This window comes from Natrinema soli (assembly GCF_028618695.1).
The window spans coordinates 30,531-50,880 of the sequence record NZ_JAQIVI010000214.1 but is presented as its reverse complement, the minus strand read 5'-3'; the positions used below and the strand labels follow the sequence as shown (position 1 = coordinate 50,880).

Annotated in this window: 24 protein-coding genes and 1 pseudogene; 15 read left to right on the top strand and 10 right to left on the bottom strand. The window is 56.2% G+C overall.

What is annotated here, in order from left to right; genetic code table 11:
* Positions 1 to 66 precede the first annotated feature (66 nt).
* Positions 67 to 606: a sugar O-acetyltransferase gene (locus tag PGX04_RS14305; RefSeq protein ID WP_273739137.1), complete on the top strand. Its 540-nt coding sequence runs from the start codon at positions 67 to 69 to the stop codon at positions 604 to 606.
* 134 nt (positions 607 to 740) lie between these two features.
* Here the strand turns inward: PGX04_RS14305 and PGX04_RS14300 are convergent, their stop codons facing one another.
* A complete protein-coding gene (locus PGX04_RS14300) occupies positions 741 to 1,373 on the bottom strand; it encodes a nucleoside monophosphate kinase (RefSeq protein ID WP_273739135.1) in 633 nt (210 codons plus the stop codon).
* Between the two features lie 227 nt (positions 1,374 to 1,600).
* Between PGX04_RS14300 and PGX04_RS14295 the strand changes: the two genes are divergently transcribed.
* The 9 genes from PGX04_RS14295 to PGX04_RS14255 all read left to right on the top strand — a co-directional run bounded on the left by PGX04_RS14295 (position 1,601) and on the right by PGX04_RS14255 (position 7,906).
* Entirely contained in the window at positions 1,601 to 1,744 is a 144-nt protein-coding gene (locus PGX04_RS14295) for a hypothetical protein (RefSeq protein WP_273739134.1), read from the top strand.
* Positions 1,745 to 1,899: 155 nt separating this feature from the next.
* The gene (locus PGX04_RS14290) at positions 1,900 to 2,418 is read left to right on the top strand and encodes a DUF7342 family protein (RefSeq protein ID WP_273739133.1); all 519 of its coding nucleotides are present in this window, start codon (positions 1,900 to 1,902) and stop codon (positions 2,416 to 2,418) included.
* Positions 2,419 to 2,506: 88 nt separating this feature from the next.
* Complete coding sequence (locus PGX04_RS14285; protein WP_273739132.1) at positions 2,507 to 2,845, top strand: toxin-antitoxin system TumE family protein; 339 nt, start codon at positions 2,507 to 2,509, stop codon at positions 2,843 to 2,845.
* A 651-nt stretch (positions 2,846 to 3,496) separates the two neighbouring features.
* Positions 3,497 to 3,706 (top strand): DUF8129 domain-containing protein, encoded by a 210-nt coding sequence (locus PGX04_RS14280; RefSeq protein ID WP_273739131.1) that lies wholly within the window; start codon positions 3,497 to 3,499, stop codon positions 3,704 to 3,706.
* A gap of 61 nt (positions 3,707 to 3,767) precedes the next feature.
* The gene (locus PGX04_RS14275; protein ID WP_273739130.1) at positions 3,768 to 4,103 is read left to right on the top strand and encodes a hypothetical protein; all 336 of its coding nucleotides are present in this window, start codon (positions 3,768 to 3,770) and stop codon (positions 4,101 to 4,103) included.
* Between the two features lie 529 nt (positions 4,104 to 4,632).
* Positions 4,633 to 4,785, top strand: a complete 153-nt coding sequence (locus tag PGX04_RS14270; protein ID WP_006111149.1) for a DUF7837 family putative zinc-binding protein — start codon at positions 4,633 to 4,635, stop codon at positions 4,783 to 4,785.
* A gap of 165 nt (positions 4,786 to 4,950) precedes the next feature.
* Complete coding sequence (locus tag PGX04_RS14265) at positions 4,951 to 5,178, top strand: hypothetical protein (RefSeq protein ID WP_273739129.1); 228 nt, start codon at positions 4,951 to 4,953, stop codon at positions 5,176 to 5,178.
* A 241-nt stretch (positions 5,179 to 5,419) separates the two neighbouring features.
* A complete protein-coding gene (locus tag PGX04_RS14260) occupies positions 5,420 to 6,844 on the top strand; it encodes a hypothetical protein (protein WP_273739128.1) in 1,425 nt (474 codons plus the stop codon).
* 63 nt (positions 6,845 to 6,907) lie between these two features.
* Positions 6,908 to 7,906 carry a transposase gene (locus tag PGX04_RS14255; RefSeq protein WP_273739136.1) on the top strand — a complete coding sequence of 333 codons (999 nt, stop codon included), beginning with the start codon at positions 6,908 to 6,910 and terminating at the stop codon, positions 7,904 to 7,906.
* 77 nt (positions 7,907 to 7,983) lie between these two features.
* Here the strand turns inward: PGX04_RS14255 and PGX04_RS14250 are convergent, their stop codons facing one another.
* A complete protein-coding gene (locus PGX04_RS14250; RefSeq protein WP_273739127.1) occupies positions 7,984 to 8,424 on the bottom strand; it encodes a response regulator in 441 nt (146 codons plus the stop codon).
* Positions 8,425 to 8,481: 57 nt separating this feature from the next.
* Positions 8,482 to 9,116 (bottom strand): annotated as a pseudogene (locus PGX04_RS14245) (IS6 family transposase).
* Positions 9,117 to 9,215: 99 nt separating this feature from the next.
* Here PGX04_RS14245 and PGX04_RS14240 point away from each other — a divergent pair.
* From PGX04_RS14240 to PGX04_RS14230, 3 genes are all read left to right on the top strand, one after another.
* On the top strand, positions 9,216 to 9,989 hold the full coding sequence (locus PGX04_RS14240) for an IclR family transcriptional regulator (protein WP_273739126.1): 774 nt from the start codon (positions 9,216 to 9,218) through the stop codon (positions 9,987 to 9,989).
* 276 nt (positions 9,990 to 10,265) lie between these two features.
* On the top strand, positions 10,266 to 11,399 hold the full coding sequence (locus PGX04_RS14235; protein WP_273739125.1) for an amidohydrolase family protein: 1,134 nt from the start codon (positions 10,266 to 10,268) through the stop codon (positions 11,397 to 11,399).
* Between the two features lie 11 nt (positions 11,400 to 11,410).
* Positions 11,411 to 11,776 carry a Rieske (2Fe-2S) protein gene (locus PGX04_RS14230; RefSeq protein WP_273739124.1) on the top strand — a complete coding sequence of 122 codons (366 nt, stop codon included), beginning with the start codon at positions 11,411 to 11,413 and terminating at the stop codon, positions 11,774 to 11,776.
* A gap of 212 nt (positions 11,777 to 11,988) precedes the next feature.
* Here the strand turns inward: PGX04_RS14230 and PGX04_RS14225 are convergent, their stop codons facing one another.
* The 3 genes from PGX04_RS14225 to PGX04_RS14215 are packed head-to-tail and all read right to left on the bottom strand — an operon-like array spanning position 11,989 to position 14,983.
* Positions 11,989 to 12,543: a hypothetical protein gene (locus PGX04_RS14225; protein WP_273739123.1), complete on the bottom strand. Its 555-nt coding sequence runs from the start codon at positions 12,541 to 12,543 to the stop codon at positions 11,989 to 11,991.
* A 2-nt stretch (positions 12,544 to 12,545) separates the two neighbouring features.
* Positions 12,546 to 14,069 (bottom strand): tripartite tricarboxylate transporter permease, encoded by a 1,524-nt coding sequence (locus tag PGX04_RS14220; protein ID WP_273739122.1) that lies wholly within the window; start codon positions 14,067 to 14,069, stop codon positions 12,546 to 12,548.
* On the bottom strand, positions 14,069 to 14,983 hold the full coding sequence (locus PGX04_RS14215) for a Bug family tripartite tricarboxylate transporter substrate binding protein (RefSeq protein ID WP_273739121.1): 915 nt from the start codon (positions 14,981 to 14,983) through the stop codon (positions 14,069 to 14,071). Before PGX04_RS14215 ends, PGX04_RS14220 begins: the two co-directional genes overlap by 1 nt.
* A 224-nt stretch (positions 14,984 to 15,207) precedes the next feature.
* Between PGX04_RS14215 and PGX04_RS14210 the strand changes: the two genes are divergently transcribed.
* Positions 15,208 to 16,179, top strand: a complete 972-nt coding sequence (locus PGX04_RS14210; RefSeq protein WP_273739120.1) for an amidohydrolase family protein — start codon at positions 15,208 to 15,210, stop codon at positions 16,177 to 16,179.
* On the opposite strand, the gene PGX04_RS14205 is transcribed toward PGX04_RS14210, so the two are convergent.
* Both PGX04_RS14205 and PGX04_RS14200 read right to left on the bottom strand, forming a co-directional pair.
* On the bottom strand, positions 16,171 to 16,596 hold the full coding sequence (locus PGX04_RS14205; RefSeq protein WP_273739119.1) for a hypothetical protein: 426 nt from the start codon (positions 16,594 to 16,596) through the stop codon (positions 16,171 to 16,173). The two genes, PGX04_RS14210 and PGX04_RS14205, sit on opposite strands and share 9 nt — an antisense overlap.
* A 76-nt stretch (positions 16,597 to 16,672) precedes the next feature.
* On the bottom strand, positions 16,673 to 17,392 hold the full coding sequence (locus tag PGX04_RS14200) for a class II aldolase/adducin family protein (RefSeq protein ID WP_273739118.1): 720 nt from the start codon (positions 17,390 to 17,392) through the stop codon (positions 16,673 to 16,675).
* 170 nt (positions 17,393 to 17,562) lie between these two features.
* Here PGX04_RS14200 and PGX04_RS14195 point away from each other — a divergent pair, with 170 nt between their 5' ends.
* Positions 17,563 to 18,552 carry a PhnD/SsuA/transferrin family substrate-binding protein gene (locus tag PGX04_RS14195; protein WP_273739117.1) on the top strand — a complete coding sequence of 330 codons (990 nt, stop codon included), beginning with the start codon at positions 17,563 to 17,565 and terminating at the stop codon, positions 18,550 to 18,552.
* A gap of 163 nt (positions 18,553 to 18,715) precedes the next feature.
* On the opposite strand, the gene PGX04_RS14190 is transcribed toward PGX04_RS14195, so the two are convergent.
* Both PGX04_RS14190 and PGX04_RS14185 read right to left on the bottom strand, forming a co-directional pair.
* The gene (locus PGX04_RS14190) at positions 18,716 to 19,081 is read right to left on the bottom strand and encodes a Rieske (2Fe-2S) protein (RefSeq protein WP_273739116.1); all 366 of its coding nucleotides are present in this window, start codon (positions 19,079 to 19,081) and stop codon (positions 18,716 to 18,718) included.
* A 12-nt stretch (positions 19,082 to 19,093) separates the two neighbouring features.
* Positions 19,094 to 20,200, bottom strand: coding sequence for an amidohydrolase family protein (locus PGX04_RS14185; RefSeq protein WP_273739115.1), 1,107 nt, complete (start codon positions 20,198 to 20,200; stop codon positions 19,094 to 19,096).
* Between the last annotated feature and the right edge of the window lie 150 nt (positions 20,201 to 20,350).

Below are 20,350 nucleotides of genomic sequence, written 5' to 3'. Positions count from 1 at the left end.
CACACAGCGACCGCACCAGTCACTCAACAAACAACCGCCAGCGGAGGTGCTAAACTAGACAGTGCCCTGAATGGGGAACTGTACGATCCGACCAATCCCGAGCTTGTAGCTGACCGGAACCGTGTGCGTGACCTAACAAATCGATACAATAACACGGCACCTGATGACCAGACCGAACGGCGAGACCTGATAGAAGACCTCTTTGGGTCGGTGGGTGAGGAGTGTCAGATCGAATCTCCATTTCGCTGTGACTACGGATACAATATCCACATCGGTGAGAACTTCTACGCAAATTTCGACTGCGTTATTTTGGACGCAGGCCGAGTAGACATCGGTCGGAACTGTATGATCGCACCTAGCGTCCACATCTACACAGCGACCCATCCGCTCGACGCCACCGAGCGAATCAAAGGGCCAGAGTACGCTAAACCAGTTACAATCGGTGACAACGTCTGGATTGGTGGGCAGGCTGTTATCAATCCCGGTGTGACCGTCGGAGACGACAGCGTCATCGCCTCCGGAGCAGTCGTAACCGAGGATGTTCCCGACGAGGTCGTCGCACAAGGTAATCCCGCAACTGTAGTAAAAGACCTAAGCAATAACTGACGCTATGAAACCCGAATCGGTGATAGATCTACGTTCTGGACCGACGATATGTGCTTGGCCTGTACTGAACGGCAACTACATGTGCGAACGTATTAACCGATTCTCAATCACTCAATTAGAGCGCCGGATGCAGCTCACTTCTGTGCATTGATAGCTGTGTGAATATCATCCCAGACGGCGTCAGGCGGTTGTTCGCCGTCAATTGTGACTAGCGATCCTCGATTTTGATACAGGTCTATGATTTCTGCTGTTTTCTTTTCATATTTACGTACCCTTGTCCTGATCGTCTTCGGCGTGTCGTCATCACGTTGCATGAGAGAACCACCGCAATCATCACATTCTCCTGGCGTGTTCGGTCGATTAAACTCTACGTGATAGGTCGTGCCACAATTGTCGCACTTACGCCGTCCAGTGAGCCTCTCGACTAATATCTCCTCAGAAACATCGATATGTAGGACTATATCGATAGTAGTGATTTCATCAAGGAAATCGAGTTGTGCCTGGGTTCTTGGGTAGCCATCAAGAATAAAGCCATCGGCGTCACTGATTGTCTCTTCAGCAAGTGAATTCATAACAGGGTCAGGAACTAACTCGCCTTGTTCCATATATTCTCGAGGAGTGCCGTATGGGGTCTCCATATCCTTATTCGAACGAAGAATCTCCCCCAGTTCGATGTGCGTGAGATCAAATTTGCTCGCAATTCGTCGGCTCTGTGTCCCTTTGCCTGCTCCTGGCGGCCCCATTGGGATGATTTGCAGCGAAGTCATGTATGTGATACTCTCAAGACTAACTGTTAGATGCTTCGCCTGTACTTACCGCAGAGGGCGCCAAACCTATCATGTTCTAAGGATTTCAACAGAGCCTCTTGATTGTATCACTTGGGTTCTCAGTAGCCCTCTGCGCTTCCGACGCGATCGACCGTGGTGTTGCTCACCTCCTCAGAGGAGTGGAGGGCGCGTATACAAGCAATACGCGCTCTCCAAGACTGATCATTATGCCACTCCTAGACGTATACGAACACACGTTCGACGAAGACGTCCCCCTCTCTCGACAGCCGCCCGTCGGAGACGGGGACAGCGAGGAACAGATACTACCCTACGACCGCCACAACGCAGACAGCAACGCCGAGGAGGATTGATCCTCACCATGACGATCGAGATCTAGAACACGATAGCGTGGGTGGCGGCGAGCGTGGGGTCAAAGACGGTTGGGGTGCACAGCGAGTGACTATGACTTTGGACGATATATTTTGCCCAGAGGAAGAAATATGTGTTCCAATCCCGTAGTAGGAGTATGACAGACGATGTTCGTCACGACGGCCCGCCCCCGTTCGATAGACCGTTCGAAGGCGAGGACACAAAGCAGCGCGTGTACGGTGCAGTGCTACACGCTCGAGAGCCGATGACTGCCGCCGAAATCGCCGAGCGGGCAGACTGCTCGAGTGAGTCGGCACGGACACACCTGTCCTTCTACACCGACCTTGGCATCGTCATTCGGCATGAGGGCCGGCCGGTCAGGTACGAGCGCAACGACGACTATTTCGAGTGGCGGCGGGTCAACAAGCTGGCGCGGGAGAACACTGTCGACGAGTTGCAGGCCCGCGTGTCGGAGTTGACCGACCGGATCGAGGAGTACCGCGGCGAATATGGGGTCGACTCGCCCGCCGAGGTCGATGTCCTCGAATTCGACGCGGAGCGGATTGATGACGTGTACGTGGAACTCGGTAATTGGGCCACCCTCATCGAGGAGCGTCGTCTACACGAACGCGCCAGGAGAAAGGCCGCCGGCTCGACGGCCCCGTCGCACAGCTGAGATGGTGCCGACGGATGACGGTGCGAGTCCCGCACCGATAGACCGGTCGATATTGGAGCGAATGCGTTCCCGATTCGTTGGGCGTCGCATGTTCGAGTCGGCGGAGATCGTCAAGGAGGGGAAGCTGCACCTCCGCATCGAGCTGTCAGGCGACTACTATCCGAACGAGGCGTCTGCTCGCTTTGAGATTCGCTGGTATCGCAACGATGACTTCAACTTCCACTACCAGGAGCAGCGCCGAGACGGCGACTGGAAGTGTCGATGGGATCGGCACCCAAACGCACACAACTCACGGGATCACTTCCATCCACCACCGGCCGCTAGCCGCACCGACGCGGAGAACGCTCAGTGGCCGGACGACCACCGCGACGTGAGCCGCCTCGTCCTTGATCACATCGAGGAGCGCATCGAGATGCTGTGGGAGTAGCAGTAGCCTCATGCTCTACGGTGGGAAACAAAACGTACGGAAAGCGCGGGTGAGGGTGCCTCTGACAGGTAACAGCCGAACGGACGACAACCGCCCGGCCTCCCCACATATAAAACAATTAATACGTATAGATAATTCTTTTGATCTATCGCCAAAATATCGTTTCACTTTCACTCCACTACTCGGAGATTCACGAGGGAAGGGATAAGAGCGAAAATTGACGACACACGAGGAGTTCTACAACACGATGACGACCGCTGGGAGTTCGCTCCTGAAGACGAAGGAAGTCTTGCCCCCAATGCGATCGCCCTCGAAAACGTCTCCCCACCGGATCGCTCCGAGAACCCTCCTCGTGAGGGGTGAACCCGTCGCAATCTCGAGTGTCGGTCTTGCGGTGAGGCGACACGCCAGATGTTCAGTGGCTTCGATGAAGTGCCCGTTCCAGAGATTCCAGACTCATCAATCTGGGAATGCACCCGGTGTCAGTCTTCCCGACACGGCCCGGACCCTGACAGTCCGAACGGAAACACGCACCCCGGTGAACTAAAATCTGGACGACGGACACGTCTCACTGCTCGAAATACACGTTAGACCAGCGCCACGGTCCCGTAGTGTTGTTCCTCTCCTCGAGAGAGTGAGAGGAGGTCCATGATGGCAGATGCCGACCAGACTGATGAGTCACTGACACCAGCACAGCGCCTCGAGTCATCGAATCCCCGGATCATTGATGCAGGAGTCGCGACGATCACCGACATGGAGACACTTCAGGCGTGTGTCGCCTACGAAAACCAGCACCAACAACGCCTTCCAATCCTCAAACAGCTAAGCCAGCGAGCTGAAGAACTTCGTGAGGAGTCGTGACTGGTCCACCGATTACGACGCCTGCGAAGATCTGAGAGTGTTGTTTGTACCCTCGAGAGGGGTGGATATTTTTCCAGATAATAGATCGACCCGAGATTACGATCCAACAACAGACAGGTTCACCGCTGACGGTGGACTTGAACCGACCGAAGAAAGTGTTGCGACCTCGCTCGAGGATTTCGGCGCTGACGTCAGCCATCGCAAGGTCGAACACGACTCGATCACCCGTGCCAGCGAGTTCGGCATCGACGACCGCGTCGACGAACTCGAGGCAACACTCGGGGAGAAAGACGACCGTATCAACGAACTTGAGGCGACTAATGAAGCGCTTCGAGAGCAACTCAGTGACTATCAAGAGGTACTCGAGCGTCGTGATCAATATTTGAACCTCGAATAGATGAGGCGGGTGCTGATGACGGTGACTCGATCTGGGGTCGTGCACGGTGGTTCGTCGGAAATGACAACTGAGCCCCATTCCAAAGTCATTCGCCGAGTTTTTCGACTGAGGTGACGGCTGAGATTCGGTCACCTGGTCTATTCTCTGGATTGGCGATAACTGGATCGACTGGCGGGATCGGTGTTTCCTGTGAAGCGGTAGTCGGTAGACTGACAGTAATCTTGGCGCTCCTGATCAGTGGTTGGTGGTTCCGGTTAGCGTCTCCCTCTGAAGGCCGTGAATCTCATCGGGTGGGACCCGGTCGTTCTCTGTATCGGCGGGGCGTTGGATTTCCTAAGGAAGGTCTGTCTATCATTTAGAGAGGAATCCTCGAGTTGCAACCTGATGTGTTCATGTACCGTCTATTTTCAGTTTCACCGTGGTTGGATCGCCTATTTGTGAATACGGGTGTTCTCCTGCTTGTAGAGGGAGTAACCACATCATCCCCTGTCGCAGTCACACGCTCCCTCTGTATTACCTTCACAAATTCATGTCCACGACGAACCCACCGGATCTCGGTGCGTGTCCGTTCTGCCAGGCCGAGATCACGACGCTCAACGTGATCCTCGAGTATGAGACCGAGACGGGACCGGCCGTATACGCCGAGTGTCCTGAGTGCCGCGACGTCGTGAATCCACAGTGACTACCGCCCATGCTATGTAACAGAGTAGGCCGGTTGCTTGGCCTAGTGAACGAAAAGGACGTCGTGTACGAGTGTCGGCGCTGTGACACCACTGTCGACAAAGATACCGATACCTGTCCTGAATGCCGGACAGAAACGATCGTACAACATCAGATATCCTGACCGATGACAGAGGGATACGACCAGATTCTGGAGGTCGTGGCGGAGAACCCGGGGACCACCTTCGAGGAAATCACGGAGATGGCAACTGATCACAGCATCACCGATACGAATATCTCGGACCTCATTTCGGAGGCGGTCAGCAACGATGATCTTCTCGAGTTTGATGGACGATACTGGGTGATGCGAACAGGCAAGTACCGGTTCCACCGGTACGATCACCCGGAAACCTAATTCACAGAGATGTAACCATCTCTGTTCTATGCTTGCGCGATCTCCAATTCTCTCGTCTATGTAATCGCCGTTTCGAGGTCAGCTGGTTCCTAACCTGAAATGTGGGTTGGCGGCATGTGTTCCACGCGAGTACGGTGATGGGTGACCACTGAGACTGATTTTCTTGGTCGTAACCCTGTGTCCCGGGAACAGATAATACGCGGCGAAAGTGATTTTTGCTTTGGTATGGTATCCGGTATAAATGGATCTCTCCCGCCGCCAACTCCTTTCGGTCTCTACCATGGGCGCAATCTCCTTATCCATGGCAGGAACAGTACAGGCCGCTGCGGAGGGTGCCTCCTCTGATGACGCCCGGTCGGATCTGCCGACATCCGACGGTCCTATCGACTCGGTGATTACAGAGACCAGGCAGGAATTTGATCTTTCAGAAGATGATCCGTACAGGGTCTATACCTTTCCGAGGTTCGATGAAACTGCTGTTATTGAGTACGAGATTCGATCGGAAGAGTCGGGAGCGGAACCTGACGTTCTCATCTTGGATCATTTTGGGTTTAGTGAATACGAGGTGCAGGTCGGTTCATACCCCCTTCTGGGGACTGCAAGAGTTGATCTTAGAAGATTTGGCACCCACTCATTCAAAGTCCCTAACCTCGAAAATGTATGGAAACGACTCCAGCAACGGCAGAGGTGGGATGTCGAAAGCGTTGTGAATATCAAGGCGCTGGATTGTCTAACTGAAAAACAAGCGACGCAAGCCGCTCATCGTATTGGAACAGGGACGTACAATATTGTGTTTGATTGGAGCAGTAAGGTCCTCGCCGAACCAGAGGATGACGGTACAACAGTAGATGTATTGATCCGTGCCCGGTACCGAGATGAAGAAACTGCCGTCAACGAAGCGACAGACGAGATCGCATCCTTCTACACCTTGCTTCCAGGATCCGAATCGTTGGCACAGACAATGGTACAGATCGCGGATGGAATCTGCAGTCAGGTACCTGCAGAGATGGATGGTCTCGCGGCCGACGAGATCAATGATGACGTATCCGGAGCGGAACGCACAGCATCGGTTCTCCAGTCGGTGCTTGAGGTGATCGAGAACAAAACCGGGTATAGTGCGCCACTGTCTGAGGCCCTGTTAGAAGAGACAGCAACGTGGACACGATGGACTAGCCAAGTACTCCCTGTCGTATCTACCGTGGAGGAACTACTGGATGACTCCTGTGCCGTATCTCAATCCGACCCGGACACGGTCACCGGAGACGTGGAAAACATGTTGATGAGTATGGGGATACTCGTAGCGGAGATTGTGATGATCAAATACGAGTTGGTCAGTCGCGCTGCATCCTTTGCCGTGCGGAAACTAGACACGTATCTGCTCGGTGTTGTACGGGAAGTTCTGGGATTGAAAACCTATCTCGTGCTACTGCGGGAACTGTATATGACGCTAGAGTACGGGATCGACGAGATTCTCGGTACGATTGAAGATATTACCCGGGATGTCGTTGATACACAGAAATTCCTCTCTGACGGAGACGTCGACGATGTGAGCGTAGTGAAGGATATGAATGATGAAGACGACCTCGAGGAACTCAACTTCGACAGTGATTGGCATCTCGGCCCGTTTGCTCCCAGTCCGAAGTGCCACCCTGATTCACTCTTCTGACCTTTTAGTATCTAGAGCCTGTCATAGAAAGCCTCCCAAGGGAGGCCGCAGGGTTTGGAAACTGTGTCCACCAGCTCCAACGCCCTGCAAAACGTAGCTTCGGTCAACGAGTTCTTGAATGCGGCGGCTACTGAGACAGTACCGCTATTCGAATACCTAGAGTTCGAGTTTCTGCTGGAGTACGACGTGTTCGCCCCCGCTCGCCGGGGGCGAACACGAGTTCACAAGCCACCAGACCTCTTTCGGGGCTTTCTGCACTGCTACTACGAGAATGTCTACGGCACGCGTCCGGTTACGCGAGAACTCCAGCACAGTCTCGTCTGGTACTACTGCGGACTCAACAAACCGCCATCTAGAGATACAGTTGACCGGTTTCTCACTGACCTCGAACACGTCATCGACGATATTTTCGACAGGCTCGTCGAGCAGGCCGCCGTCCACGGCCTGCTCGACTCAACGTACTCTATCGATTCAACACACATCGAAGCGATTCAGCACAACGACGCAGCGTCGTGGAACTACGACTCAACAGCCGAAGAGTACTACTACGGATTCGGCTGTACAATCGTCTCAACCGGCGAAAAAATCCCGATAGCGGCGGAGTTCACACAAGCTAAGCAAGCGTCCCAAGAGACGGCGATGCGCGTCACGCGTGACGCGCTCGCCGTCGCAACACCAGTCTGGATGCTTGGCGACAGTGCCTACGATATCCTCGACTGGCACGACCACCTGCTGGCTGCAGGGGCCGTGCCAGTCGCTCCGTACAACCCACGAAACACCGACGATCCGCTCGATATCGAGTACAGGATCGAAGACCGCATCACCGAACACAGCGAGGGCGTTCAGCTCAAACAATCCATCTTGGACAAGACGTACAACCGCCGGACAGGCGTCGAACGAACCAACGACGCGGTCAAGGACTGCGGCCTCGGGCACGTCCGCGCCCGAGGCCGCGTCCACGCACGAACAGAAGTGTTTCTTGCGCTGTGTCTCCGGATCGTCATTGCAATCACCAATTTCGAGCGGGGAGATGATCCAGGCCGTGAGAAGCTCACGCTATGAGACGGATTCTATGACAGGCTCTTCACACTACTAATCGTTCAGTACAGGTCAAGGACTTACCGCAGAAGCTATTCCCGTCAGTCCACTCGCATAACTGCTAACCGAAACTGCTCGAACGACCGAATTAGCTCAACAAACTCGCCAGGATCAACCGGTTTTTCGAGGACTGCATCTTCGTCCGCATCATGATCGAGATCCCGGGATTCAATCAAGCTCTTATCCATCCCGGTTAAGACAATCACTGGTACGTCATCCAGTTCTGGGTGGTGCTTGATCTCATGTAGAACGTCCTCTCCGTCCACTTTTGGTAGATTCAGATCAAGCAGTATAATGCCCGGCTGGGGAGCGTCTTCGTACTCGCCATGTTGATTGATAGAGTCGAGTGCTGCTCGGCCATTAATGACGGTGGTGAGCGTATTTCCGATGTTGCCGTCTGAGAAGGCTTCTTCGATGAGACGAATATCGCCGGGGTTGTCTTCTACCAGCAGTATCACCGCCTCTGATGAGCCACTCCCCATAGTATGATGATCCGAGTGAATCGGTATAAGAATTCGGTGAGGTGCCTATGGTCGTGTTTAGTTTGTAGCATTGTGCCAGACGTCGAAAGCTTGAAGCCACGATTCGGCTGTTGACGGTTGTGCGTGACTGAAATAGTTTGAGAACGAGGAGGTACGTCGCTTTATCTCGTGGAAGACACGTTCAGCAGCGTTCTGATTCCCATGTTTTTCGTATCGAAATCGGAGCCCAGATCGACGGAGTGCAGTCTGGAGATGTTTTGCTCCATCGACGAGAAACATGGCATCATCAAGATCATGTTTCTCAGCGAGTTCGTGCAAGAACCGTTCTGTCAACGCAGTCGTAGTCGTCGAATACAGCCGTATATGGAGAATATTGTTCGTTTCTGGATCAACAGCAGTGTACAGCCAATAGCGATGTTCGTTAAGTTGAATCACCGTCTTGTCAAGCGCGACGTGATTCGGTTCCTCGTCAACCACCGGCTGTATATCGCATTTGTGAACCCAATCATGGACTGCATTGCGACTGCGCTCGACACCGAACCTCTCTAATTCTCGAACGGTATTCGAAAGCGAGAGACCAGCACGATGGAGTCGAATACCGAGTTCCATCAGTTGACGCGGTGTCCGCTCTCGCTCCACAAAACTCAAATCGATCCAGTCGCTACACCCCTGAGGCGGTCGATTTTTGGCATGGACACCATAAAATCGTACCGCCTCACTTTTCACGCTTAACGAAACAGCGCCGTTCTAGCACACGAAAATACTTTACGGATTACGTTCGACTACACGGTATGGCAACAGGGAACTCATCCAGTCGACAGGTCAAATCGACTGGCACGCTGTTCGAGATTGTCGAAGCGTTACAGTCGATGAACGGCGCAACGCTCGCGGACCTTGCCGATGAGCTGGACTTTGCGAAAAGCACGATACTCAGTCATCTCACAACCCTCGAGAGCAACGAATACGTCGTCCGAACCGGAGACGAGTACGAACTCAGTCTCAAATTCCTCAATCACGGTATGTTCGTCAAGAACGATATGCCTATCGCGCAGATGGGGAAACCGATACTCGAGGAGCTCGCAGCGGAAACGGGAGAGGTGGCCTGGATCATCGTCGAGGAACACGGACGAGCAGTGTACCTAGAGAAGGCGATGGGCGAAAAGGCCGTCCAGACGCACGCGAGCGTCGGCGGCCGGGCGCATCTGCACCACCTCGCGACCGGAAAGGTTATTCTAGCCCATCTTCCTGATGAGCGGGTCGACGAAATCATCGACCAGCACGGTCTCCCAGAGCTAACACCTCATACGATCACCGATCCCGACGAACTACGGGAGGAACTGGAGACGATTCGCGAGGAAGGAATCGCCTTCAACAATAAAGAAACCGTGAATGGATTGCTAGCGATCAGTGTGCCCGTCCTCGGTGAAGAGACGGTTTACGGCGCCATCTGCATCTCGGGGCCCGCCAACCGGCTCACTATCGAACGATGCGAAGAAGAGATCAAACCGCTGTTACTCGAAGCCTCGAACGAACTCGAACTGAAACTACAGTATCCACCGAACTGATACGTATCAGTTCTTCCCGTTTGCGTACCGTCCCCTACACCGCTCAACATGTATTCGGCGTTACCGAACATTTTCCGCCTTCCTATACATACGTACCATTGTAAAGATTTGCGAACGGAAGCGAGCTCGCTTGCTTCGAGACTACCAACGGATAATTTTCCTGGTCAAATTCGGTATTACCGAACAATATGTACTGATGAAAACGGCTTGAGAGTGATCGCCGCACGGCATTCGGACCAGAAGTTTGAATAAGGGCGATTCAGTACAATAGAATGTATGGTATCATCAGTCAAGAAACTGGACCGGGAAGCCGAAGTACCGGATCAGGCGTTCGAGGACTATATCGTCGATCTGGACTTTCACGTCAATCCGCAGGAAGACGAGTTGCTGGCGTACGTCGAAGACGATCAGGTACTGGATAGGTTAACGACTGAGTTCGGTGCAACGCCTGTGATGGGCAAGTGGGACGCGGCGTATGCTATCAAGGAAGGACAGGAAGGGTTGTTCACTCAGGGGCGAGCCAAGTACGCCGAGGACGTCCGCGAGGCCTGTGAGTCGATCGCCGTCGACGAGCCGATCGTCAACCCGGGGATCAACAATCTCAACCTCCAGCACCACCCCGTCCTAAAGAACGCCGTCTGTCAGGCGGCTAATGACTATATGATCGACAACTTTGTCGACGAAGGGGTCTACACATCGATGATGGTCCCAAAGTGGGATCCGGAGTACGCCGTCGAGGAGATCGACCGCGTCGCCGATGAGGACAACATCGTCGCGGCCTACTCGTGGTTCGATCCGAAAGTCCCGTGGGGCAACGAACAGTACGACCCAGTTTTCGAAGCGCTCGTCGAGAACGACCTGCCGCTGTTGCTCCACGGTTCGCTGGCCTACTGGCCCCAACACTCCTACATCGGGGACGACATGCTCACGTGGACCGAAGTGCTCGGCTTCGACTGGCCGATCCACGCGATGGTCAACGTGGTTAACATGATCATGCGCGGCGTCTTCGACAAGTTTCCGGACCTGAACGTCGTGATTCAGGAAGGTGGCCACTGGTGGGTGCCGTTCCTCCGCTACCGCATGGACGAGTTCTACGAGATGCACCCTGAAGACGTTCAGATCACGCCCCGCAAGATGGACTCTGGTGATCGCTACTTGCAGCGTGCGCCCAGCGAGTACCTTCGGGACAACATTTATCTCTGTACTCAGCCGTTCGCGCTGCCTCGAAGCGCCGGCGCCGCAGAGAACCTCCTCGACCTGTCGATGGCCGAGGACATGTTCATCTACTCGAGCGACTGGCCCCACCAGACGCTGGACCCACCGACGTGGTTCTACACCTCGCGGGCGTTCGACGACCAGACGCGAGAACGAATCCTCAATGGAAACGCCACCGATATCCTCGACATCTAAGACAGAGATCAATGGTTGATACTGAAAATTTCACGAAGGTTGCAGAGGTCGGCGACATTCCAGAAGGAGAGGGCGAAGGATTCGACGTCAATGGAATCGAGATCGCCGTGTTCAACACCGGTGACAACTACTACGCGATCAGTAACCGCTGTTCGCACCAGCGAGCCCCGCTGTGCAAGGCAGGTGACAGGAAGATCAACGCGGAGGACACCTGGACGGAAGAACGCGGCGGCGTCGATACCGAGGCCTGTACGGTGTCCTGTCCGTGGCATCTCTGGGAGTGGGACCTCGAAACGGGCGAACACGAGGCCTCGGGCCAGCGTATCGGCACGTTCGACTGCGTAGTCGAGGACGGCGACGTGCTCGTTCAGCTGTAACGCGGTTCGAAGCGACAGTCGGTGGTCGAGAGGCTGATATCAGCCGAACGTTGGACCGATCTGTGACGTGTCTACCGACGGAGACGAACCATTTTCACCGCTGGAAACGACGGAGACGGCGACTATTGTACTGTGATAATACTCCGAACTCGTCAAAATCGGTGGCAGAGTCGTCCGCAGGAGGAGGATATCGGATGAAGAAGGAACCGAACTCAGAGTGGCGTTCCCAGCAGGATCTCGAAGACCGCATAGATGAAGCCCCAGATCACGACGCTGTACGCGACCGTCCGACCGATACTGAGACCGGCCTGGAACCGATAGTAGCCGAGCAAGAACACCGCAATCGCCTCCTTGATGCCGACGTTGACGAACAGCGCGGTCAGGAGCAGAATCCAGCCGCTGATGACGAGCATTTGTAATCGTTGCACACTCAGGGGCTGGGACTCGTTTGTGTCGTCCGCGAACTGGGAAACGCTGCCACTCATATCGAGGATATCGTTGAGTTTGAACCGATTCAGGAAGCGCCCGAACCGAGTCGAGAGCAGCCCGAGGGTCGTCACTGCCAGAAACGCGAACGTTGGAACGCCGATGAGCAGCGGGATGAGTCTCCCGTATCGGCCGTAATCGGGCGCCATCCAGAGGAACAAGCCGACGAACGCCAGCAGTGTCACCGTGAAGAGGATCTCGATGTAGCGCTCGGGGATGACTAACAGCCGCTGAATCGCTGCGTACTCTTTCAATCGGTCACGGTTCAATCGGTCTTGCATCGTTAGCTACCTCCGCGGAGCGTCGGTTTGATACCATTCAACGAGACGATTGAACGGACAAGAGGCATGACGAGCATGAGGACGATCAGCAACGCAAGGACGAACGAGATCGGTCGCGTGACGAAGATCCAGTACCCCGAGTCCGACATCTGCAGCGACTGGATAAACGAGTTCTCCATTAGGGGTCCGAGCACGAGCGCGATGATGACTGCGACGCGCGAGTAATCGTAGATCACCATCCCGTAGCCCAGGAACCCGAACGCGACTGCGACGAACACGTCGAACATGTTCGACCGAAGCGCGTACGCACCGACGAGACTCAGCGTCAGCACGACCGGAATCAGCAGCTGGACCGGGACGTGCGTGATCTTCGCGAGCTGGTTCGCAATCGAGACCCCGATCAGCGAGGTCACGAGATTCGCGACCAACAAGGCGAGTAATAATAGGAACAACGTCGGTAGCTCGCTCGTTAGGAGATCCTGTCCGGGATTGACGCCGTGGAGGATCAGCCCAGCCAAGAGGACGGCTGCTGTCGCGCTACCGGGGATTCCGAACACGAGCGTAGGAAGCAACGAACCGCCGTCTTTCGCGTCGTTCGACGCTTCGCTGGCGATGACTCCCTCGACCGCTCCGTGGCCGAACTTCTCAGGGTTGTCCGACGTCTGAGCAGCCTGAATGTAGGCGATGAAATTAGCGACAGTACCGCCAGCCCCAGGTATGATCCCAGTTATCGTCCCAATTAGCGCTGATCGACCGAACACATTCCAGTGCTTGAACACCGTTTTGACGCCCTTCAGACGTCCGCCGCTGACGGCGGCCTGTTCCTTGTCCGCGATCGACTCCGTCTCCTCGACGGTGAGTTTGATCACCTCCGCGATCGCGAACAGTCCGATCAGCGCCGCGATCAGTTCGATGCCACCCCAGAGGACCTCCGTTCCGAACCCAAACCGGTAGGTCCCGACGACGCCGCTGAACCCGATAAACGAGATCAGCAGTCCGAGCCCGCCCGAGACGAGCCCCTTCAGGAAGCTCCCCTGTGCAACGAACGCGATCACTGTCAGTCCGAGCACCGCGATCCAGAAGAACTCGGGCGGACTGAACGCGAGGATGACCTCTCGGGCGACCGGGATCAGCAGCGCCAGGACGATGAGGCCGAACATCGCACCCAGCGCGCTCGCCGTCGCGGAGATCCCGAGCGCCTCACCCGCTCTGTTCTGTCTGGCAAGAGGGTAGCCGTCAAACGTCGTCGCGGCATTTGGCGGCGTCCCGGGGGTGTTGATCAGGATCGCGGTGATGCTGCCACCGAACGCGACGCCCCCGAGCGACCCGGCCAGGAGGACGATCGCCGCCTCCGGATCAAAGCCGTAGGTGACCGGAATGAGCAGTGACAACAGGATCGGTCCCCCGAGCCCCGGAAGCAGGCCGAACAGCATCCCGAGCATGGCGCCAATCACGACATACAGGATAGTCGGCCAGCTAAAGAGGGTAAGGGCGGCTGAGAGCAGTGCATCTATTATAGCAGACATTATTGATCTAAGTGATCATTGAGTAGGTCTTCGTATTCAGAGAGAGTATCGAATGCACCCGAGATAGTGTCGCTCATCTCGTCGCGTCCCGTGGCATTGATCGGTCGTTCGTTCTCTTCTGCCCACGGCTGCATCTCGTCTGATTCGAGCGTTTCAACGATGGACTCCGACAGCGTATTTGCCCGGTCGTCGGGAATGTCCGGCGGACCAAACACCGGCCGATTCAGGTTCAGGTTCATCAGCCCTTCCTGACCGATATCGGTAGCCGTGTCGGTTTCTGGTACCGTCTCGGGCTGTTCATCCGTAAACGAGACGATTGGTGTCATGTCGCCTGCGTTGAGCGGTTCGGTCAGGGACGGCGTCGTCGTCGGTCCGAGCATCACGTCGGCGTCGCCACGCAGTACCGCGGCGGCGGCCTCCTGAGTCCCTTCGAAGTTGACCACGTTGAAATTGATCTCGAGATCGGACGCCGAGATGATACTCGCGAGCCACGCCGTCGTCCCCGCTCCGGGCGTTGCCCAGTCTACTTCGTCGGCTTCGCGAAGGTCATCGACACTTTCGTACCCGGTATCGGCGCCGGCCGCGATCATGTACTCCGTCAGCGCCATCCGAGCGAGCCATGTGAACTCGCGCATGTCATAGGGGACATCCTCGACGATCTGGCGCGCGACCATGCCCAGCGCCGCGGTCGTTCCGATCGTGTGTCCATCCGGATCGGCGCGCCAGATGTCCATCAACCCCGTGAAGTTCGGCGTCGAGTTTTCGACCACGAAATCGACGTCCTCGGGGAGGTGGTCCGGAAGGAGATCGACGAGGCCCCGTGCGTACGTGTCGAATCCACCGCCCGGAGAAAATGTAACGATAAACGTGATCTCCTCGCTGAGGAACTCCGATTGTTCGCCCCCCTCTCCCATACAGCCGGCTATGATCCCGACGGATCCAGCGGCGGCTGACTTAAGAACTGTTCGACGATCGGGAACAGGTTCATTCATGTGAACTCACCGTATGCGAAGTATACACTAACACCATATATAGATATTGGCAAGTCGCTAAGATATACGCAATATGATCGGATGAGGAAGTAGCAAAAGTATCCGGGAAAGGATATTACATGTGATTGCGGAAGGGATGACAGTGTATGCCAGAACGGATAGACGCATTCAGCCACATACTGCCAGAATCGTTTATCGACGGAATGAACGACATCCATCCGACCGATGAACTCCAAGAACTGACGAACGCGGAGCACCTCATCGATGTCAACCATCGGATCGGTCACATGGAGGAGTTCGACATCGATCAGCAGGTACTCACGCTCGCCCGGCCGTCGATCTGGCGCGGAATCAATCGGGAGGACGCTCTCGAGGCGACGCAGCTGGCCAACGACGCCGTCGAAGGCATGGCGGCAGACAACCCGGACCAGTTCATTCCAGCCGGAACGCTACCGAAGCTGGACGGCGACTTCGTCGAGGAACTCGAACGGTGCGTCCGCGATCTCGGGATGCCCGGCGTCCAGATCTTCTCCAACATCGACGGGAAACCGCTCGACGCGGAGGAGTTCCGGCCGTTCTGGGAGGCGGTCGACGACCTCGACGCTACCGTCTGGATCCATCCCCAACTCCACGATTGGCATGACTGGACCGACGAGTACATGGATCACAAGATGCTCGGCTGGCCGTTCGACACGACGCTCTCTATGGCGCGTCTCGTCTGGAGCGGGATTATGGATGAGCACGATCCAGACGTCATTACCCACCACATGGGCGGAATGGTCCCGTTCTACCACGAGCGGATCGAGAACTTCTACAACAAACGGGTAACACAGCGCGACGTATATCCGCGGACGACGCTCCCGGAGTTTGAGGACGGACCCCAGGCCCAGTTTCAGAAATTCTACGGCGACCTCGCCGTCAGCGGCTCGGAATCGGCCCTCGAATGCGGCCACGACTTCTTCGGATCGGACCAGCTCGTCTTCGCCGCAGACTACCCGTTCGGTACGGATGGCGGCCGCAAGTGCTACGAGAACACGGTCCCGACGCTTGAGGAACTGGACGTCCCCGAGTCGGAACGAAACGCCATCTTCGCCGAGAACATCAAGTCACTACTCTGAATCGGAACCGGATCCGCGGTCACCGCGATCGTCGGATTCGATCGCACTCGCGACGATTTCTTCGAACCGATCGCTCGAGACGCCGTATCGCGTGTAGCCGTCAGGTTCGCGTCGATGTTCAACGTCCGCGACAGGTTCGCCGTCGACGTGGATCGCCCACGGTCCGTCAGGTTCGGGATTTTTCGCTCCGAGTCTGATCTCGACGTCGTACCGCTGCTCGAGTTTGCTTACGACCTCGCGGACGATTTCGTCGTCGGTGAACCGGGACGGCTGGTACGGACGGAGGCCGTTCTCCTCGAACTCGTAAACGACTTCCCGCCACCACTGTGGGAGCGACGTCACGTCGTCGTAGACGTCCGACGGGTCGCTTGTCGGTTCCTCTTCACCCAGTTCGGCGATCCGCTCTTCGGCAGTCATAGTCGTATCTTCGGACAGCCGACGTAAAATACCGGTGGAAGCAAACGGAACGGCGCTACTGGCTACCGGCCAGCGGTTACGCCGTCGGAGTGTCGTCAGGAAGCTGACTGACGAGGTAGTTCCACTTTCGATCGATGCCGATGTCGTTCTGGACGATGTCGTTGATCATCGACTCGATCGATACGTCGGGTCCCGTGTAGTAGTTCGGTTCGTCATCCAGTTGGAGCGCCCGGTACTGGTATTCCGCGTTCTTCACGAAGAAGACGGTGGAGATAACGGCGTCCTTGAGCGATCGGTCGACGACGTTCGCGCCGTGGCCCGCGATCAACTGGGCGCGGCAGTCGCCAAGATTGGCGGCCATTCGTTCACCTTCCTCCTCGCTGACCACGAGTCGGCCGAACTTGTCGTCGAATTTGTCGAACGTCGGAACGCCCTGATGAAACAGGGCACCGTTGTGAAACGCCGGCTCGATCTCGACGTCCGAGATGGTAAACGGGACCACCGGATCGGCGTGGTGGTGAACGACGGCATCGACGCCGTCGCGGTTGCGATAGACCGCACGATGGATCACCGTTTCCTTGTACGGACGAACGTCGGGCCGATCCAGAATCTCCCCGTCAAACGACATCTTGATGATATCGTCGCGGGTTACTTGCGCCGGACTTAGAGCCCGCGAAATGTACATCGCGTCTTCGTCGGGAACTCGAACGCTGACATGGCCGAACCCCCGAATGATGTCTTCGTTCGCGAGTATGCGATTTGCAGTTACTAGTCGTTCTATCAGTTCAGCTGACATTGAGGTTATACACCAACCGCGTATTGTGGCGGCATCGTCTTAATTATTGAGGCGATCGATCCGTTCGATCAGAACACTTATTAAAAGGGAAAATGAACTATATCACGAATCATGGAACCAATACGCATGAGTGTCATTCTCGGTGAGTGCGGCAATCGGAGGGGGCGACAATGAGCAAGCAGGTTGACCTCGCGCTCGCTTGCGATCTGAACGATCGAACGCGGGCACTCCACGACGGGACCGTCAAGCCCGAGGGGATTGATCTGACGTTCCTGCCACTGCAGATCGAGGAGACGTTCTGGCGGATGCTCAAACATCAGGAGTTCGACGCCGCGGAGATGTCGATGTCGTCGTACATGATCACCTGCGACCGGAACGATCCGGAGCTGATCGCGATCCCGGTTTTCCCGTCGCGATTCTTCCGTCACTCCTGTATCTTCGTTAATGCCGACGCCGGAATCGACAAGCCGGAAGACCTCGCTGGTCGGAAAGTCGGCGTGCCGGAGTATCAGATGACCGCGGCGCTGTGGTGTCGCGGCGCCCTCCAGCACGAATACGGTGTCGCACCCGAGGAGATGGAGTGGTACCACGGCGGCGAGGAGGACGCCGGTCGCGAGGAGAAACTCGAACTCGATCTGCCCGACTCGATTCACCTCGAGTACATCCCCTCGGAGCGGACGCTGAGCGGAATGCTCGCCGACGGCGACCTCGACGCGCTGATCACGGCGCGGACGCCGTCCTCGTTCGAGACGGATTCGGTCGAGCGGCTGTTCGAGAACTACCGCGAGGTGGAGATGGACTACTATCGGAACACGGGCCACTTCCCGATCATGCACACCGTCGTCCTGCGACAGGACGTCTACGACGAGCGGCCGTGGGTCGCCCAGGAGCTCTACAAGTGCTTCAACGAGGCCAAACGGATCTGCCTCGAGGAACTTCACGACACGGGAGAACTCCAGCGTGCGCTCCCGTGGCTCATCGACGAGGTCGAACGGACTCGAGACCTGATGGGGTGGGACTTCTGGCCGTACGGCATCGACGACAATCGGGAAACCCTCGAGTTCATGACGCAGATGGCCCACGAACAGGGGCTGACCGATCGTCGACTCTCTGTCGAGGAGATCTTCGCCCCGACGACGTTCGACGAGTACAAGGTCTGATCGCTCGTCAACGAGGATTTTCTCAGCAGTTGCGGCTTACGGCGGTTGCGGACCGACCGCCGGATAGCCCGACTTAGAGTGCGTCGAACGATTCCGGCACTCACCGGTCTTCGGTTGCAGTAAAAAACTGTTGAGAACCGACCGGAATCGCTCCCGGCGGCACTTACAGCGTGACGATGATGTCCCCGTCTTCGACCCGGACGGGGTAGGACGGGAGCTGAACGTCCTTCTGTGTGATGTTCTCACCGGACTCGAGGTCAAACTCCCAACCGTGCCACGGGCACGCGACGACGCCGTCCTCGTCCGTCCACTCGAGATCCGTTTTCAGGTTCTCGCGGTCGAATTCCGCCTCCTGTTTGCCCGTCAGGTTACCCTCGCAGATCGGGCCGCCCTGATGGACACACCAGTTGACGTACGCACGATACTCCCCGTCGACGCAGAAAACGCCGATTTCGCGCCCTTCGATTTCGGCGAGTATGCGGTTCCCTTCCGAAAGATCGTCCGTCTGACCGACGACATGTTCTCCCATATTCGATCCTCCTTACAGTCCCAGTCCGAATACGCGATCGGCGTTCTTGTACATGATTTTGTCCTGATCCTCCTCCGAGAGGTGGCTGAAGTACTTGTTGACCACCGAACTCGGATCGTCGAAGTCGCTGTGTGGATGATCAGTTGTGAATACGATGTTGTCCGGACCGATCAGATCGACCGTCTTCCGGACGTCGTTGTTGTCCTGCGCTTCGGGCATCGGTTGCGTGCCCCAGTAGAACTGGTCTCGAATATACTCCTCCGGCGCCTTATCGAGCAGCGGCACCTCGTAGGGCTGCTGGTTGGTTTCGCGGTTGAGCCGGTGCATCAGTAGCGGAACGATACCGATATCCTGCTCGAGGAACACGAAATCGAGGCCCGGGAACTTCTCGGGGACGCCGTTCATGATGAGCGACGTCACGGTGACCATGTTCGCGAACGGATGCGAGAGCCCATGGAGCGACCCGTAGTGTTGCAGATCGTTGTACATGAACGGGAACTTCTTCGAAACCGCGTAGCCCACGGCAGAGCTGTGGAAGACGAGCGGGAGATCGTTGTCTTCCGCAGCCCGGTAAATGATGTCGTATTTCGGATCGCCCAGCGGTTTGTCCGACGGGCCGTTCAGGATGAGCGCGCCGACGATATCGTCTTCAGCACCCATCCGGTCGATCTCCTCCGCGGCGGCCGCGGGGTCCTGCGTCTGCAGCATCGCGAGACCGAAGAACTCATCGTGACCCTCCAAGAAGTGCTCGACGAACACGTCGTTGACGGCGCGCATCTCGCGACGAGCGCGTTCCCGCTGGGGAATCAGGTCGAACTTCTGGAGAGAATTGAGGATCGCGACATCGACGCCGAACCCCTCACAGAGGTCCTCCTCGATGTCTTCCGGCGTCTCAACGACCGCGCCTTCGGTCGTCCCACCCGAGGACATTAATCCCTCCTTCGGGAACGAGTCCCGGGGATACGGACCATAGTTGAGGGTCTCCTTCGTGAGGTAGGATTTGTACGGTTCCTCGAGCCGATCTGCGATCTTATTTCGGATCGTCTCCGTCCGGTAGGCGGTGTGGACGTCGCAGTCGACGATAGTCCGCGTTGTCTGTTGATCGTTCGCTTGGGCCATATGAGAACGTGATATCTATTCCCATAACAAAGTTTCGGTCCCGGAGGGGAACGGGGCAGCATAAAAAGTCCCTTCTTTCGAGGGTGCGTTCGGTAACTCCGAATGGCACTCGCAGCTGTTTTACATATGTATTATTGTAAAAATAAATTC

Excerpts from the sequence above, each read along its gene's own strand:
- PGX04_RS14300 (WP_273739135.1), bottom strand. The coding sequence starts at position 1,373 with ATGACTTCGCTGCAAATCATCCCAATGGGGCCGCCAGGAGCAGGCAAA.
- PGX04_RS14295 (WP_273739134.1), top strand. The coding sequence starts at position 1,601 with ATGCCACTCCTAGACGTATACGAACACACGTTCGACGAAGACGTCCCC.
- PGX04_RS14290 (WP_273739133.1), top strand. The coding sequence starts at position 1,900 with ATGACAGACGATGTTCGTCACGACGGCCCGCCCCCGTTCGATAGACCG.
- PGX04_RS14285 (WP_273739132.1), top strand. The coding sequence starts at position 2,507 with ATGTTCGAGTCGGCGGAGATCGTCAAGGAGGGGAAGCTGCACCTCCGC.
- PGX04_RS14280 (WP_273739131.1), top strand. The coding sequence starts at position 3,497 with ATGGCAGATGCCGACCAGACTGATGAGTCACTGACACCAGCACAGCGC.
- PGX04_RS14270 (WP_006111149.1), top strand. The coding sequence starts at position 4,633 with ATGTCCACGACGAACCCACCGGATCTCGGTGCGTGTCCGTTCTGCCAG.
- PGX04_RS14265 (WP_273739129.1), top strand. The coding sequence starts at position 4,951 with ATGACAGAGGGATACGACCAGATTCTGGAGGTCGTGGCGGAGAACCCG.
- PGX04_RS14260 (WP_273739128.1), top strand. The coding sequence starts at position 5,420 with ATGGATCTCTCCCGCCGCCAACTCCTTTCGGTCTCTACCATGGGCGCA.
- PGX04_RS14250 (WP_273739127.1), bottom strand. The coding sequence starts at position 8,424 with ATGGGGAGTGGCTCATCAGAGGCGGTGATACTGCTGGTAGAAGACAAC.
- PGX04_RS14240 (WP_273739126.1), top strand. The coding sequence starts at position 9,216 with ATGGCAACAGGGAACTCATCCAGTCGACAGGTCAAATCGACTGGCACG.
- PGX04_RS14235 (WP_273739125.1), top strand. The coding sequence starts at position 10,266 with ATGGTATCATCAGTCAAGAAACTGGACCGGGAAGCCGAAGTACCGGAT.
- PGX04_RS14230 (WP_273739124.1), top strand. The coding sequence starts at position 11,411 with ATGGTTGATACTGAAAATTTCACGAAGGTTGCAGAGGTCGGCGACATT.
- PGX04_RS14225 (WP_273739123.1), bottom strand. The coding sequence starts at position 12,543 with ATGCAAGACCGATTGAACCGTGACCGATTGAAAGAGTACGCAGCGATT.
- PGX04_RS14220 (WP_273739122.1), bottom strand. The coding sequence starts at position 14,069 with ATGTCTGCTATAATAGATGCACTGCTCTCAGCCGCCCTTACCCTCTTT.
- PGX04_RS14215 (WP_273739121.1), bottom strand. The coding sequence starts at position 14,983 with ATGGGAGAGGGGGGCGAACAATCGGAGTTCCTCAGCGAGGAGATCACG.
- PGX04_RS14210 (WP_273739120.1), top strand. The coding sequence starts at position 15,208 with ATGCCAGAACGGATAGACGCATTCAGCCACATACTGCCAGAATCGTTT.
- PGX04_RS14205 (WP_273739119.1), bottom strand. The coding sequence starts at position 16,596 with ATGACTGCCGAAGAGCGGATCGCCGAACTGGGTGAAGAGGAACCGACA.
- PGX04_RS14200 (WP_273739118.1), bottom strand. The coding sequence starts at position 17,392 with ATGTCAGCTGAACTGATAGAACGACTAGTAACTGCAAATCGCATACTC.
- PGX04_RS14195 (WP_273739117.1), top strand. The coding sequence starts at position 17,563 with ATGAGCAAGCAGGTTGACCTCGCGCTCGCTTGCGATCTGAACGATCGA.
- PGX04_RS14190 (WP_273739116.1), bottom strand. The coding sequence starts at position 19,081 with ATGGGAGAACATGTCGTCGGTCAGACGGACGATCTTTCGGAAGGGAAC.
- PGX04_RS14185 (WP_273739115.1), bottom strand. The coding sequence starts at position 20,200 with ATGGCCCAAGCGAACGATCAACAGACAACGCGGACTATCGTCGACTGC.